The organism is Schlesneria sp., assembly GCF_036405755.1.
In the GTDB taxonomy this organism is placed as follows: Bacteria; Planctomycetota; Planctomycetia; order Planctomycetales; family Planctomycetaceae; genus Schlesneria; species Schlesneria sphaerica.
On sequence record NZ_DASWWZ010000200.1, the window covers coordinates 1 to 13,531 of the forward strand.

Genomic DNA, 13,531 nt, shown 5'->3' on the forward strand with positions numbered 1-13,531 from the left:
CCAAAACTGCTGCCGGTCCCGGGTCTGGCCAGCGACAACACTCGTGACCCGTTGCCGGTCGCTGGTGTGACGACCGTTTACCGGAAGAACAGCCATGCGGATGTCATCCTCGGTAAAATTCTCGAGGGGTATCAGCAGTACGGTGGTCCGGGCCCGCGTCTGCGCCTCGTGTCACTCTTCACCGATCAGGTCGCCGCGAATGACCTGAGTCGTGATCTGGCACGAAAACATGGATTTCGCCTTTCCAGGACCATCGATGACGCGCTAACGCTGGGGACGGATCGGATTCAGGTCGCAGGCGTGCTGAGTATTGCTGAGCATGGCGAGTATCCACTGACGGACGTGACCCGGCAGCGAATGTATCCACGCCGCCGTTTCTTCGACGATATCGTGGCAACCTTCAAACGCTGCGGCCAGGTCGTCCCGGTGTTTAACGACAAACATCTGGGCTACCGCTGGGAGGACGCTCTAACAATGGTGGAAACATCACGCGTAATGAAGTTTCCTCTGCTGGCCGGGTCATCACTTCCCGTTGCCTGGCGTCAGCCTGCGAACGAACTTCCAGATCAGTGCGAAATCGAAGAAGTGCTGACGATTGGCTACGGCGGGTTTGAAGATTATGGCTTTCATGCACTCGAAGCACAGCAATGTCAGATTGAGCGACGGCGAGGGGGTGAGACCGGTGTGGCGGCCGTGCGCACGATCACCGGTGATGCCATCCTGAAGGCAGAAGCGGCAGGAACATTTTCACGCGAACTCTTCGACGCAGTTCAACGCGCCAAGCCACAATCGCTCGACGGCAAAGCGGCATGGCAACCACAAACCGATTCCGCGGCCTTTCTCATCGAGTATCGTGATGGACTGAAGTCGACCATCGTCATGGCAAACGGGTTGAGCAATTACTTCGCCACGGCGATCAAGCTCAAAGGTCAGCAGGAACCGGTGGTGACGTGGTTTAAGCTGCAGGAAGGGCCCCCGTTCGGACACTTTGCTCATCTGGTCAATGCGATCGATGATATGGTTCATCAGCAGAAAACGCCCTATCCTGTGGAAAGAACACTCCTCACCACCGGCATTCTGGATCGCGTCATGCAGAGTCTGGCAGGGGAAGACAAGCGGATCGAAACGCCTGAGCTGGCCATCGCCTATTCCGCCACCGCATGGCCCTTCGCAAACCACCCTGACTCGAAGCTCGACCTGCCGAACGACTGATCACCCTGAGAAGACCATTCGGGGATCGCATGTGAAGAGCCTGTTGCTGGACGATGCTCATCCAACAACAGCGGCGATTCTATCCGCGCCACAATGGCGCCATCCGTTGCGATCTCGGGCCCCTCTGCGGACAGAGACAGAGGCAAACACAGAGACGAACAGAGACGAGACGCTGTGTGGGCGAGTCAGCCCTCCAAAGTTTCCTGCCCGATTGTTAGCAGAGTCAGGTCGTCTGCGGGATGCGCGTGGACGTAATCGAGCACACTTTTGGTGGTCAGGGCCTCGATCTTTCTGCGGACTTCGTCCAGCGTGACAACGCGATCGAGGTAGAACCAGTTCCGGGCCAGTGATCCGGCCCGTCCCGATGTCGATTCCTGAGCGATGATGAGCGAACTTTTTGCGCGGGCTTTGCAGCGATTCAGTTCCGCCTCTTCGATCCCGTCGCCGAGGCGTTTCAGTTCCTTGACCAGCACGTCCAGGGTTTCCTGAGCCCGCTCTGTGGTCGTTCCTGCGTAGCACAGGACCTGCCCCTGATCCTTCAGAGCGTTCAGCGAGGCGTAGACGGAATAGCACAGACCCCGCTTCTCGCGAACTTCGGTGAACAGACGACTGCTCATGCCCCCACTCAGCACATTCACCGCTGCCCAGCCCTGGTAGTAATCATCAGCACCATAAGCAATCGCGGGATAGGCCACACCAATATGCGTCTGCGTCGATTCATGGGGAATATGCTCGCGATAAGCCCCCCGTTCCCCCGTCGTGAGCGTGATCTCATTGGCACCCGACCAGTCGGCGTAGTCCGTTTCCAGAACTGGTAAGACCTGCTCCAGAGTCACGTTTCCGGCGATCCCGAGGATCGCTCCTTGTGGACGGACACAGCGGCGATACTGCGTGCGAACCGATTCGGGCGTGATCCGCTCCAGGTCCTCCAAGGTCCCTTCCGACGACTGCCCCCACGGTGAGGGAAAGCAGCGGCGAACGAGTTCGAACATCACCTTCTGTCGCGGATCGTCTTCAATCGCGAGCAAGGATTGTTCGACCCCTGCCATGACCGCATCGAAGTCTTCCTCGTCGAAGTGAGGATGCTTCACCACGTCGGCGTAAATGCTGAGGGCGGTGGGGAGGTTTCCTGCCAGACAGGTGCTGCCGATTGCCAGGTGGTTCAGCGTCGCAGATTCGTGTGCCTGGATCCCCAGTCGATCCAATGCCGAAAGCAGTTCACGGCTGGAACGATCCCCGGCACCCCGAGTGATCCAGTCGGCCAGCGCATTCGCAATGCCATTCTGTCCGGGGGGATCGTAAGCACTCCCTGCGGGGATCAGCAGCGAGAAGGCCGCGGACTGAACCGCAGGCATGGTCTCGACGAGGACCGTCAGCCCATTGCTGAGGGTCGTTTGTTCAATTTTGTTACCGGTCATGAATCTGCTTTGGTAATAACGCTGAGCAGTAACGGGGAAGGCGATCCGACTCCGTTACTTCTTAATTGCAGGGAGTGAAGCAAGAGTATTGCAGATGCCCCAACCAGCGCCAACGACTTGCGGCAATCCCCGTCTCTCCGCTCACGAAAACGCACGATCTGCACAAAGACCGGTTGCGACGGCTGGCTGCGATCACCGACTCGTACGTCACGGCGAACACCGCCGGGAAGGATGATCACTGCAGTCGGTCTGACAGGAAGACGCGTTGGACCTGCCTCAGACTTCGAAGTCGATCTTGCTTCCGTCTGATCCGAAACTCATAGTGAATCCCCCTGGCCGTGCCTCCACACACCAAGTGATTCGGAATCCCATTTTCATCAGGACGATCAGTATGAATCCTCAGAAGCAGGCTCGCGTGGACCACCCCGTCCACGACTTTATCTCGCAACGTTGGAGCCCCTATGGATTCGCTGATCGGCCCGTCTCTCCTGCGGATCTACGCTCGATCTTTGAAGCGGCCCGCTGGGCTGCCTCGTCGTACAATGCACAGCCCTGGTCGTATATCGTCGCGACTCGAAAAGAGCCGGAAGCGTTCAGTCGTCTGCTGCAGTGCCTGGTCGAAAGCAACCAGACATGGGCCAGTTCCGCTCCGGTCCTTGCCATCGGCTGTGCGAACCTCTTCTTCCCCCACAACGGACAGCCGAATAAGGCGGCTCTGCACGATCTGGGGTTGGCCAGCGCGAACCTGACCTGCGAAGCCACAGCCCGAGGACTGTCAGTGCACCAGATGGGAGGCATCCTGCCAGACAAGGTCCGAGATTTGTACGGCGTCCCCGACGGTGTTCAGCCACTGACCGGAATTGCCATCGGTTATGCCGCGGACCCCGAAGCGCTGTCGGCCGCGTTTCGAGAACGAGACCTGAAACCCCGCGAGCGACGCCCGCTCAGCGAGTTCGTCTTTGGCGATCATTGGGGCACGAAATCCACAGTGGTGAAATAGCGTCCCGCGATCTCGAGCTCGATGAACCACGCGAACCCGCCGCTACCGGACAACTGCCCTCTCTCTGGATTTCACTGACACGGATGACTCAGCTTCAGGACATATCATGCGGGGCAGAACCATCGCCATCGGAGACATCCACGGCTGCGCACGCGCACTGCAACGTCTGCTCGAACAGATTGATCTGCAACCGGATGACACGCTGATCACCCTGGGCGACTACGTGAACCGCGGCCCGGATTCCAACGGAGTCCTCGATTGTCTGCTGACGACAAGGAAGCGCTGCCACCTGATCCCCATCCTGGGGAATCACGACGAAATGTTGCTCGAAGCAGTTCTGAAAGGGACCAGCATCGATCGCTTTCTCAGCAAAGGAGGTGACGCCACATTACGGTCGTACGGCGTCCCTCTTTCGTTTGATCAGATTCCTGTCCGACACATTGAATTTCTGCAGGGATGCCGATCGTCTTTTGAAACGGAGACGCACTTCTTCCTGCACGCGAACTACCGACCTGACCTTCCGCTGAATCAACAGGATGACGAAACCATTCGCTGGAGATCACTGCGTGACTCGATTCCCGGTCCCCACTTCTCGGGCAAGATCGCCGTCCTGGGACACACGCCTCAACCCGAAGTGCTCGATGAAGGGCACCTTCTGTGTCTTGATACAGGCTGCTGCCGTGGTGGGTGGCTGACGGCGATGGACGTAACAACACGTCAGGTCTGGCAAACCTCGCAAAGCGGTGAAGTCCGTCATTAACGCCGGGGGAAGCAATCTCAGCCCCTCGCTGCGGGCGAGTTCAATACCAGGCCGCTTTATCGACCTGCGTGGCCGGGGGCTTCCCTTGGACAAACAACCTGATGTTCTCGAGCAACGTCTCCAGATGACGTTCCGCAATCTTCGGGGACGCGGCTGCCACGTGCGGTGTGATGATCACATTGCTCATCGTCCAGAGCGGGTGGTCGGCAGGTAGCGGTTCCGGGTCAGTGACATCAAGTGCCGCTCCTCCGATCTCGTGTGCCTGGAGCGATTGAATCAGATCATCCAGATCGACAATCGGTCCACGTCCGACGTTAATGAGGACCGCAGATTTCTTCATCATGCGCAACTGAGGTCGCCGAATCAGCCCCCTCGTCACGGGAGTCAATGGTGCAGCGACGACAACATAGTCGGCGACCTGCAGTAGATCAGGCAGTCGTTCCACGGGCCAGACATCGTCCAGCACTCCGGGAAGGGTTTTCGTTCGGGCATCCACACCCACCAGCGACATGCCGAATGCGGCACCCCGTCGGAGAACTTCCTGGCCAATACTTCCCACACCGATCACCCCCAGGGTGCAGTCAGAAAGATGCTGATGCGCACGATCCATGGGCAGGACGGTGCCCGGCGCATTTACGAAGTTGGCAACGTAGGACTGATCCCCCACAGGTGACCAGAGCCCCTGTTGCTGCTGACGAACGTAGATGTGCAGGTTTCGGGCAAAGCAGAGGATGAATCCCAGCACATGATCGGCGACAACGTCGGAGAACAGTCCCCGCATGTTACTCAGCACACAAGGATGGCTGATCAGTTCGGGAAAGACAAAGTGCTCGAGACTGGCGGTCGGCGATTGTACCCATCGAAGTGTCGCGGCCCGCTGTAGAAGCTCGGGTGTCAGTTTACCGAAGAACGCGTCAGCATTCTCCATTTCGTTCAGCGCAATTTCGAGCGTCCCCGCGTTGATGACATCCATCGGTAACGCGGCTTCGCAAATACGAGACAACCGGTCCACATCGACAGCGGGATAGATGACCAGCTTCATGTTGTGGCTCATTCAATGCAAAGAGAACAACGACGTCAAATTCATGTCAACTGAGAACATCGGATGAGCGGTGTCAAGCATCTCGATATGCACATTTGCAACTTTAGAAAACATCGTGATTTCGACTTGCTCTTGGGATGATCTGTCGACAGAATACCGCCCCGTGTTGGTTCCTTGGAACCTTCTGGCATCTCTCGATTCATGTCCCTCATGAGGTCGCTCGATGCGTTGCTATATGCGAGCTGAGAACGAAGGTTTGACTGTCGGTTCGGTTACTATCAACGTGCTGGAAGTTCGGCACGATTCGGTCCTCCTGGGCATTCACGATCCTCATGCGACTCCCAGTTACCGCGAAGAAGTTCTTTACGTCCAATCTGAAGACGATGATGTTCTGGTGGAAGTCGCTCACGAAGAATTCGAAGCCATCGAGTTTCAACCGGTCAATTCTTACGCCGCGCCTCTGTAACAACGCCGTTGACTTGCCATTCGCTTGACCGCGCAGCCACAATCGGGCGGAGGTTTCTTGCAGATGGTATCAACGACATCCACATCACAATCACCAGCGTCCCCGCCGAGACGTTCCGCTGATGATCCCTACACGCTGGAACAGATCACGGAATTCGGGTTGACCGTTGATCGACTGCCCAGGCACATCGCAGTTATCATGGATGGTAACGGCCGATGGGCTCAGTCACGAGGACTGCCGCGAATCGAAGGACATCGACGCGGTGTGGCCACTGTTCGAACCGTGATTGAAAGTTGTTCACGGTTGAACCTTCAGCAGTTGACGCTCTACTGCTTCAGCAGTGAAAACTGGAAGCGGCCTCAGCTTGAACAAAAGCTTCTGATGCAGCTTCTTGAGCAGTATCTGATCGAAGAGCGTGCTGAGATCGAACGACAGAACCTTCGCTTTGCTGTCATCGGACGCCGTAGCGCACTGAGTGACAGCGTCAATCGGGAAATCGACCGCACCTACGAATGTGCGCGTGATAACACCGGCATGCGGCTGTGTCTGGCCATCAACTATGGCAGCCGCGGCGAGATCGCCGATGCCGTTCAACGGATAGCCAGGCGAGTCGCAGCAGGCGAGATCGATCCGGCCTCGATTGATGAAGCCACAGTGGAAGCACACCTGGATACGGCGGGGATGCCTGACCCCGATCTGGTGATTCGCACAGCAGGTGAGATGCGGATCAGTAATTATCTGCTCTGGCAGATCAGTTACGCAGAGTTATGGGTCACCGAAAAATGCTGGCCCGACTTTGGACAGGAAGAACTGTTTGCAGCACTGCGTGAGTTCGCGCAGCGGCACCGGAGGTTTGGAGGCTTGTCAAACTGAGGCAAGAATGCTCATCTGGCGACTTCTCGTATCCGCAATACTGATTCCTCTCTTCGCAGGAGTTTTCTATCTCGACTCGCGACTGGGAGCGTCCGCACCGATCCTTTTAGCCTTGTTCATCTTCCTCGCCATCTTTGGTGCGCGCGAGATGGTCGATCTGCTCTGGACGCGTTCATTCACGCCAAATCGTCTTATCGTCTCTGCCTGCTGCGTCCTCGTTACGGCGGCCGCATGGTGGGGACGATTCGGTCATATGCCGATCAAGATCCCTTCGGACGACAATACCCTTTCACAAGTCATGCTGGCCTACGCCATGACGATCCTGGTGCTGTTCCTTCTGGCGACGTACCGCTATCGCGAACCAGGTGCCAGCATGGAGACACTCAGTGCCGAACTGATGATCGTCAGTTACATCGGCGTGCTGCTGGGCGTGGTCGCACAACTTCGCTGGGTAGCGGGTAGTGCTGCCGGATATCTGGTGCTTGGGTCATTGATCATTGTGACGAAAGGGGGCGACGTCGGCGCCTATACCCTGGGACGCCTTTTTGGTCGGCGTAAACTCGTTCCGCATTTGTCCCCGGGCAAGACCTGGGCCGGTGCCGTCGGTGCGCTGATTGGTTCGGCTCTGGGTGCCGTCCTGTGGCTCTCGTTTGCCACGCCGTTGTTCACCCCCACGGGGAGCGCCACCTGGCAGGCCCCTGCATGGTGGTCATCTGCCGTCTACGGCCTGATCCTGGGAACGACGGGCCTGGTCGGTGACCTCTGCGAATCGCTGATCAAACGCGATGTCGGCAAGAAGGATTCCTCCAGCCTGCTGCCGGGCTTTGGCGGACTGCTCGACCTGATGGACAGCGTCCTTTATGCCGGCCCCGTAGCATACGTCCTCTGGAAAGCACTTCCGCTCGCGACATGGCTGCCGATCGATCCCAACTGAGATCTCTGTGCCCCGAGTTAGTTCACCAGCAGGTGGATGATACGCACGGCGCTCCCTTTGCTCGCCGGGTTGGAACCGGGTGCCACCTTCAGTTCGAGCACATGATCGCCCGAGTCCAGTTCTGTAGCGAGCATCTTCGCCCACGGAAGATGCAGTTGCGGACTCCACTGCGTGAAGAGTTCCTGCGTCTTCCAGTCCCCCCCATCGACTCGAAACTCGACGGCTCCGGTATCGGGTCCTGACGCAACGAAAACACCCACGCCGGTTCCCTCGAACTTGAACTTCAATGTCGCCCCCGGCTCTTCCGCCACCAAGGCAGGAACGTTGACAAAGCCGGGTCTGGTCCCGGCACGATCCCTCGGTTCCCAGTTCGGATTAACCTTCCATCCGTGCTCCAGCGTCAGTGCCTGGGAAGCCACCGCGTCCGCGGGACTCACCAGCCGGCCACGATAGTAGCTGAAGGGGTCCAGCGGCGCAGGTAACTCTGTCGCTGGGGGAACGTCGGCCGTGGGAGTCTCTTTCCATGCCGCATTCAGCAGGCGCCGAATGGAACTGGCGTAGAGTTCGTGCCCAAACGGAGCCGGGTGCAGATCACGGAAGTCTTTCTCCCAGGTGAATTCGCCTGCATGAATCCGTTCCGTGACTTCGCGGGCCAGATTGATTGAGGGAAGGGCATAGTGCGCCGCCACCCTCTCGTGGCTGGCAATCACTTCCGGAGTCTGGCCCTGGTGAATTTGATCGATCTTGCCGGGATCAACGAAGTGCAGCAGCACGATGTCGATGTGAGGGTTAGCAAGTTTGGCCTGCCGCACGATTCCTTCCATCCCCCGAATCTGTTCAAGGGTAGAGAAGCCGTTCGTGTCATCGTTCACGGCAGCTTCTTCGAACAGCAGGTCCACGGGACCTTTTGCAAGAACATCCCGGCTGTAACGAAACGCTCCGGGGGTCGAACCGAGCGACGGAATACCCGCATTGATGAACTCGAACTGCGTGTCGGGGTATCGCTGCTTCAGGTCCTCGCAAACCTTGTCCCGCCAGCCCGGTGCCGCCGTGATCGATCCCCCCAGAAAGGCGACTCGTCCCTGCTTCTCTTTAAGGAACTTCGCCTGACTGTTCTTTAAACCGCCCCGTAGTTCAAAGTAATCGTAGCCGTATGGTGTGGCCGCCTGCTGAATCTGATCGCGAAATCCTGTATGCGTCAGCACGAAATTAACGATGTGCGTGGGGTCTTTCAGGCTGTGCGGGTGGTGGTTGCAATGCGGCTTGGAGATCAGCGTGATGGAACCCCCCAGCTTGCGGTATCGCTCGGCCAGCAGCAGAGAATTTTCTTCGATCGGCACAACATCATCGGTCTCGCCACACACATGCAGCAGAGGAATGCGCGCGTCGGCGAGGGGTTTCAGGTTATCGACCGGGTTCAGTTTGTATGCCAATGCAGCAGCCTCATCAGCGAACTGATAGACCTGTTTCAAACGCTCCCAGTCAGCGGTTGAGCCTGGACTTTTGCCTTTGCCTCCGGGCCAGCTTTTGAAGTCACACACCGGGGCGTCATTGTAGACGCATGCCACTCGTTCCGGATGCCGAGCCGCCCAGTTCAGAGCGAACAGCCCGCCCCGACTGAAGCCTTCCAGCACAGTCTTCGGAGCCAGACCAAATTCTTTCGTGACGTGACTGTAGAAAGCGTCCATCGCATCCAGGGCGACGGGTGCGCCGTACAAGTTCTGCACATCGACGTAGGCTACATGAAAACCATGCTGCAACAGGGCGAGGTCCGCCTGTGGCTCGTGTCCGAAGAATTCCGTTCGCCAGATCCAGGGTTTCCCGGGCGCGGACTGCCGGGGCACGATCAGAAATCCGTTGCGTCCGTCGACCTGAATGTCACGCTTCTCATATCCTTCCCACTGACCGCCGTAGAGTGCATCACTCTGCAACGAGAAGTGAGACAAGGCGACGACCAGAAACATCACCAGCCAACGAAGTGACACGATCTGAGACATCTCGGTTCCTGTTGTCGTAAGTGAGAACATGCAGCCTGAGTATCCTCGCTCACCGTCAGCCATTGATGGCGGGAAGCGGCGATCTGTGGGACACGGCAGCGTACTCAAACGGGCGGCAACTGCCCACCGTGCGGAAACAGTGGACGATACCGTCCGATCAGTCAGGTTGATTCTTCGTTCCTTCTAGTCGGAACTCCCCCTTCACGACGGGGTGATCCGATGCCGTGTTCTGCACAAGGCTGACGTTCACCGTTTCGAGGCCCCTTGTGAAGATCCAGTCGATATTCTGCGAGGACAATCGCTCTGGCAAGGATTCGTGCAGCGGACTGTGGACCCCAGGGCGTTCCAGCAGACTCGTGAGGAGCGGGTCTCCGGCAATCGTGTTGAGATCCCCCATCAGGATGCAGGGGGGTTGCAAGCCCAGGAACAGGTCGATCATCGCCTGGAGCTGGTGTAACCGGTCCTTTTCTCGATCAATGTGCACGGAAAGAACCCGGACATCCCCCTGCTGAAGCGGGACCGTCGCCAGAATCGCATTTCGATAGGCTTTCCCCCGCGTGTTCACGAGCGGAATTCGCAGGGCGGAGCGAATGGGAATTCGATAGAGGAGACCATTGCCAAAATGATCAGACCACCACCGCCGCTCGGTCGCAGCAAACAACCAGCCACTGCGATTCAGTTCCGCCACCGAGGCGGCCTGATTAGGTTCGTTGCGGCTCCCCGCTCCACGAACTTCATATAACCCCGCATAGTCGACTCCTCCCAGGAGATCCGCAATGCGAGACACGCTGCGCACACCGTCAGTCCCTTTGCCACCATGGATGTTGAAGCTGGCAATCGTCAGAGTGGCGGGGGCCTGATCAGACCCAACCGGGGCGGGGCTGTGCGGCAGGGGAGCTGTTGCATCGGCCGCACGTCGGTCCATGCCGTCCCAGAGGATCAATCCCACCAGCGCGACGAAGCAGCTCAACGCAATCCATTTCCAGCGAGACTCAGTTTTGCTGGGTGAGCTCGTGCTCGAGATATTCGCTTGATCCATAAGGTATTGATCTGGCTCCAATTCGAGAACCTCTATTGCGCCAGCGTTGTCGGTGACGGCGAGGCCGGGCGATTTCGAAGGAAACGGGAGAGGCAGAGCCCCCAACTAATGGGGGGCGTATCAGAAAGTGATTGAAAAGTCACGGGGATTGTAACCCAGAGCCTGCCGATTTCGCAGTGGCCATCCAATCAACACCTGCCAGGGCGGAAATCGCTGCTCATCCTTCCCCCCGATTGCGAGCCGAAATTGACAGCCCACCTCGAGAAACCAAGGCCTGCCGGAAACGACTGGCAAACGCTCTCTGACCGGTCAGACGCCGCACGGGATGTAATGGCGTTGCGACGGCAACCTGACCTGAGCAGACGCTCCGAAGCCCTTCTTCTTGCGGTTCAAAGAGCGTTTACTGCTGACAGTGAACGGAAAAACTGCTAAACCTTCGCGGTATAAGCCAGTGATAAGTCAACTGTGGAGAGACGTTTCGGACGAATCCCGCCATCGGTTGCCTGCCAGCGAGACCAGGGAAAGGTTTCGTTCTCACTTCATTGGCCGCTGATCCAAGATGGCCGTATGACGGAGTTGTTCGAATGGGTGTGCCGGTTTCGCAAATGTGGACGGTCGCAAGTTATGTCCTCGGCAAGAAGCTTCGGGGCGTCAAGCGCTATCCCCTGGTTCTGATGCTGGAACCGCTGTTTCGCTGTAACCTGGCCTGCGCGGGCTGCGGAAAGATTCAGTACCCCGTCGATATTCTCCGTCGACATCTCACCCCCGAACAGTGTTTTAAGGCCGTTGACGAATGTGGCGCCCCGATGGTCTCCATTCCCGGTGGTGAGCCACTGCTGCATCCCCAGATCGGCGAGATCGTTGAAGGACTGGTGGCGCGCAAGAAGTACGTCTACCTGTGCACAAACGCCATTCTGCTTGAAAAACATATCGATCAGTTCAAGCCTTCCAAGTACCTCTCCTTTTCGATCCACCTCGACGGTCCGAAAGAAGAACACGACTTCGCTGTTTGTCGCGAAGGCGTTTACGACATTGCCATCCAGGCCATCAAGACAGCGGTTGCCAAGGGGTTCCGGGTCACCACCAATACCACCGTCTACAATAATGCGAACCCCGATTCGATGCGGGAAATGTTCGACAACATGATGGGGCTTGGTGTCGAAGGGATGATGATCTCGCCAGGGTACCAGTACGAAAAAGCACCGAGCCAGGATCTGTTCCTGCACCGTAACCAGACCACCAACCTGTTCAAACGGATTGTCGGAAACGCCAAGCGAAGCTGGCGATTCAATCTGTCTCCGTTGTTCGTCGAGTTTCTCAAAGGAAACTGGGACCTCGAATGTACCCCCTGGGGGATGCCCGCCTACAACCTCTTCGGCTGGCAGCGTCCGTGCTACCTGCTGAACGAAGGCTACTGCGAAACCTTCCAGGAACTTCTCGATACGACCGACTGGTCCCGTTATGGCCGCGCCAGCGGAAACCCCAAATGTGCCGACTGCATGGTCCACTGTGGCTACGAAGCGACCGCAGTCGCCGATACCTTCGGGTCTCTCAAAGCCTTCTCACAAGTGGTGAAATTGACGTTGCTCGGCGCCGCTCGAGAGAAACTTCCTCCCGATGAACCTGGCCCCGAAAACACGTCCGGCTCTGATGAAGAGCGGATTCGTAAGGTCCAATTGCCTGTCTTGAGCTCCTGATGTCTCACGAACCGCTGCTGCATATCGTCCTCTATCAACCTGAGATTCCACCCAACACCGGGAACATCGGTCGAACCTGCGTGGCCGTCGGAGCAAAGTTGTGGCTCGTCCGTCCCTTGGGATTCAGTCTCGACGAGAGTCAGCTTCGTCGCGCGGGTCTCGACTATTGGCCTTTCCTCGATTACGAAGTCGTGGATAGCTGGAACGAGATTCTTCAGCGACTTCCCGGCAGAACGGTGTGGTGTATCGAGAATCCCGCCGCCAAGACGGTATGGCAGGCGAGCTTCTCCCCCGGTGACATCCTGTTGTTCGGCCGTGAAACGAACGGACTGCCACTCAGCCTGGTCGACCAGTATCGCAGCCACACGCTGCAGTTTCCGATGTATCCCGAAGTACGAAGCTTGAACCTCGCTAACACGGTCTGCGCCGTCGTCTATGAAGCGGTACGCCAGTTCGGCGGAATTCCGGCCAGATAGGCTGCCGACAAGAATTTCAACGTAACATCTTGTGACGCCCCCCGCTCGCTTCTATCGTGGAGCAAGTTCGGACGGATTACGCGCGATGTCAGATTCCAGTTTGACCCGCACGGCATACCGTGACCGAATCTGATGAGTTCTGCGGCGGAATCGCTGCCGATCGTTGAAAAGGTCTTTCGATGTTACTCAAGCTTGCGTTTCCCCGGTTCAACCCGTGCCTGTGGGCCCTGGTGTGCTACTTCTGCCTGACACTCCATGGAAACGCCTTTGCGCAGTGGGGTGGAGGTCAACCAGGAGGTGACTACGCCGGTTACGGAGGGGGGTTCGGGGGATACGGCGGCTACGGCATGGGTGGCTATGGAGGCTACTATGGCGGGTACAACGGATACTCAGGGGGCTATTACAGCGGCACGAATAACTTCGGGTACGGCAGTTACGCCCAACCGCTTTACACGTCATTCAATCAGCCCAACTTCAACTATTACCGCCAACCGCTATACACGAATCGCGCACTGGCCGTGCCCGCGTACGGTGATGCGATCCTGTTGCGACAATTCGGCTCTCCCAGCAGGACCTACAGCGGCAGTTCCCCCGTGATGACCACGCCCAATCTTTCT

The 13,531-nt window shown here is 57.6% G+C and carries 13 protein-coding genes; 9 read left to right on the forward strand and 4 right to left on the reverse strand.

From position 1 onward, the window contains the following. Positions 1-1,212 (forward strand): hypothetical protein (locus VGE80_RS06690; RefSeq protein ID WP_440592111.1); only part of this gene is annotated, 1,212 nt, incomplete at its 5' end. Positions 1,213-1,397: 185 nt separating this feature from the next. Here VGE80_RS06690 and VGE80_RS06695 read toward each other — a convergent pair. After that, a complete protein-coding gene (locus tag VGE80_RS06695) occupies positions 1,398-2,630 on the reverse strand; it encodes a M16 family metallopeptidase (protein ID WP_440592112.1) in 1,233 nt (410 codons plus the stop codon). A 391-nt stretch (positions 2,631-3,021) separates the two neighbouring features. Between VGE80_RS06695 and VGE80_RS06700 the strand changes: the two genes are divergently transcribed. Then, positions 3,022-3,630, forward strand: coding sequence for a nitroreductase family protein (locus tag VGE80_RS06700; RefSeq protein WP_373649681.1), 609 nt, complete (start codon positions 3,022-3,024; stop codon positions 3,628-3,630). A 106-nt stretch (positions 3,631-3,736) separates the two neighbouring features. Then, positions 3,737-4,390: a metallophosphoesterase family protein gene (locus VGE80_RS06705; RefSeq protein WP_373649680.1), complete on the forward strand. Its 654-nt coding sequence runs from the start codon at positions 3,737-3,739 to the stop codon at positions 4,388-4,390. 40 nt (positions 4,391-4,430) lie between these two features. Here VGE80_RS06705 and VGE80_RS06710 read toward each other — a convergent pair whose 3' ends face one another. Then, positions 4,431-5,432: a D-2-hydroxyacid dehydrogenase gene (locus VGE80_RS06710; protein WP_440592113.1), complete on the reverse strand. Its 1,002-nt coding sequence runs from the start codon at positions 5,430-5,432 to the stop codon at positions 4,431-4,433. 223 nt (positions 5,433-5,655) lie between these two features. On the opposite strand from VGE80_RS06710, the gene VGE80_RS06715 reads away from it, so the two are divergent. The 3 genes from VGE80_RS06715 to VGE80_RS06725 all read left to right on the forward strand — a co-directional run bounded on the left by VGE80_RS06715 (position 5,656) and on the right by VGE80_RS06725 (position 7,705). Then, complete coding sequence (locus tag VGE80_RS06715) at positions 5,656-5,898, forward strand: carbon storage regulator (RefSeq protein WP_373649678.1); 243 nt, start codon at positions 5,656-5,658, stop codon at positions 5,896-5,898. Positions 5,899-5,961: 63 nt separating this feature from the next. Then, a complete protein-coding gene (locus VGE80_RS06720) occupies positions 5,962-6,771 on the forward strand; it encodes an isoprenyl transferase (protein WP_397568165.1) in 810 nt (269 codons plus the stop codon). 7 nt (positions 6,772-6,778) lie between these two features. Next, positions 6,779-7,705, forward strand: coding sequence for a phosphatidate cytidylyltransferase (locus VGE80_RS06725; RefSeq protein WP_440592114.1), 927 nt, complete (start codon positions 6,779-6,781; stop codon positions 7,703-7,705). A gap of 17 nt (positions 7,706-7,722) precedes the next feature. Here VGE80_RS06725 and VGE80_RS06730 read toward each other — a convergent pair whose 3' ends face one another. Continuing rightward, positions 7,723-9,702, reverse strand: a complete 1,980-nt coding sequence (locus VGE80_RS06730; protein ID WP_440592115.1) for an SGNH/GDSL hydrolase family protein — start codon at positions 9,700-9,702, stop codon at positions 7,723-7,725. Between the two features lie 157 nt (positions 9,703-9,859). Then, positions 9,860-10,741 (reverse strand): endonuclease/exonuclease/phosphatase family protein, encoded by an 882-nt coding sequence (locus VGE80_RS06735; RefSeq protein ID WP_440592116.1) that lies wholly within the window; start codon positions 10,739-10,741, stop codon positions 9,860-9,862. 584 nt (positions 10,742-11,325) lie between these two features. Between VGE80_RS06735 and hpnH the strand changes: the two genes are divergently transcribed. The 3 genes from hpnH to VGE80_RS06750 form a co-directional block, all read left to right on the forward strand. Beyond that, on the forward strand, positions 11,326-12,438 hold the full coding sequence (gene hpnH / locus VGE80_RS06740; protein ID WP_440592117.1) for an adenosyl-hopene transferase HpnH: 1,113 nt from the start codon (positions 11,326-11,328) through the stop codon (positions 12,436-12,438). Next, positions 12,438-12,914 carry a tRNA (cytidine(34)-2'-O)-methyltransferase gene (locus VGE80_RS06745; RefSeq protein WP_373649673.1) on the forward strand — a complete coding sequence of 159 codons (477 nt, stop codon included), beginning with the start codon at positions 12,438-12,440 and terminating at the stop codon, positions 12,912-12,914. Before hpnH ends, VGE80_RS06745 begins: the two co-directional genes overlap by 1 nt. Positions 12,915-13,093: 179 nt before the next feature. Continuing rightward, positions 13,094-13,531 (forward strand): hypothetical protein (locus VGE80_RS06750; protein WP_440592118.1); only part of this gene is annotated, 438 nt, incomplete at its 3' end.

What these genes read in the sequence shown, in the direction of transcription:
- VGE80_RS06695 (WP_440592112.1), bottom strand. Translation starts at nt 2,630, where the DNA reads ATGACCGGTAACAAAATTGAACAAACGACCCTCAGCAATGGGCTGACG.
- VGE80_RS06700 (WP_373649681.1), top strand. Translation starts at nt 3,022, where the DNA reads ATGAATCCTCAGAAGCAGGCTCGCGTGGACCACCCCGTCCACGACTTT.
- VGE80_RS06705 (WP_373649680.1), top strand. Translation starts at nt 3,737, where the DNA reads ATGCGGGGCAGAACCATCGCCATCGGAGACATCCACGGCTGCGCACGC.
- VGE80_RS06710 (WP_440592113.1), bottom strand. Translation starts at nt 5,432, where the DNA reads ATGAAGCTGGTCATCTATCCCGCTGTCGATGTGGACCGGTTGTCTCGT.
- VGE80_RS06715 (WP_373649678.1), top strand. Translation starts at nt 5,656, where the DNA reads ATGCGTTGCTATATGCGAGCTGAGAACGAAGGTTTGACTGTCGGTTCG.
- VGE80_RS06720 (WP_397568165.1), top strand. Translation starts at nt 5,962, where the DNA reads ATGGTATCAACGACATCCACATCACAATCACCAGCGTCCCCGCCGAGA.
- VGE80_RS06725 (WP_440592114.1), top strand. Translation starts at nt 6,779, where the DNA reads ATGCTCATCTGGCGACTTCTCGTATCCGCAATACTGATTCCTCTCTTC.
- VGE80_RS06730 (WP_440592115.1), bottom strand. Translation starts at nt 9,702, where the DNA reads ATGTCTCAGATCGTGTCACTTCGTTGGCTGGTGATGTTTCTGGTCGTC.
- VGE80_RS06735 (WP_440592116.1), bottom strand. Translation starts at nt 10,741, where the DNA reads ATGGATCAAGCGAATATCTCGAGCACGAGCTCACCCAGCAAAACTGAG.
- hpnH (WP_440592117.1), top strand. Translation starts at nt 11,326, where the DNA reads ATGGGTGTGCCGGTTTCGCAAATGTGGACGGTCGCAAGTTATGTCCTC.
- VGE80_RS06745 (WP_373649673.1), top strand. Translation starts at nt 12,438, where the DNA reads ATGTCTCACGAACCGCTGCTGCATATCGTCCTCTATCAACCTGAGATT.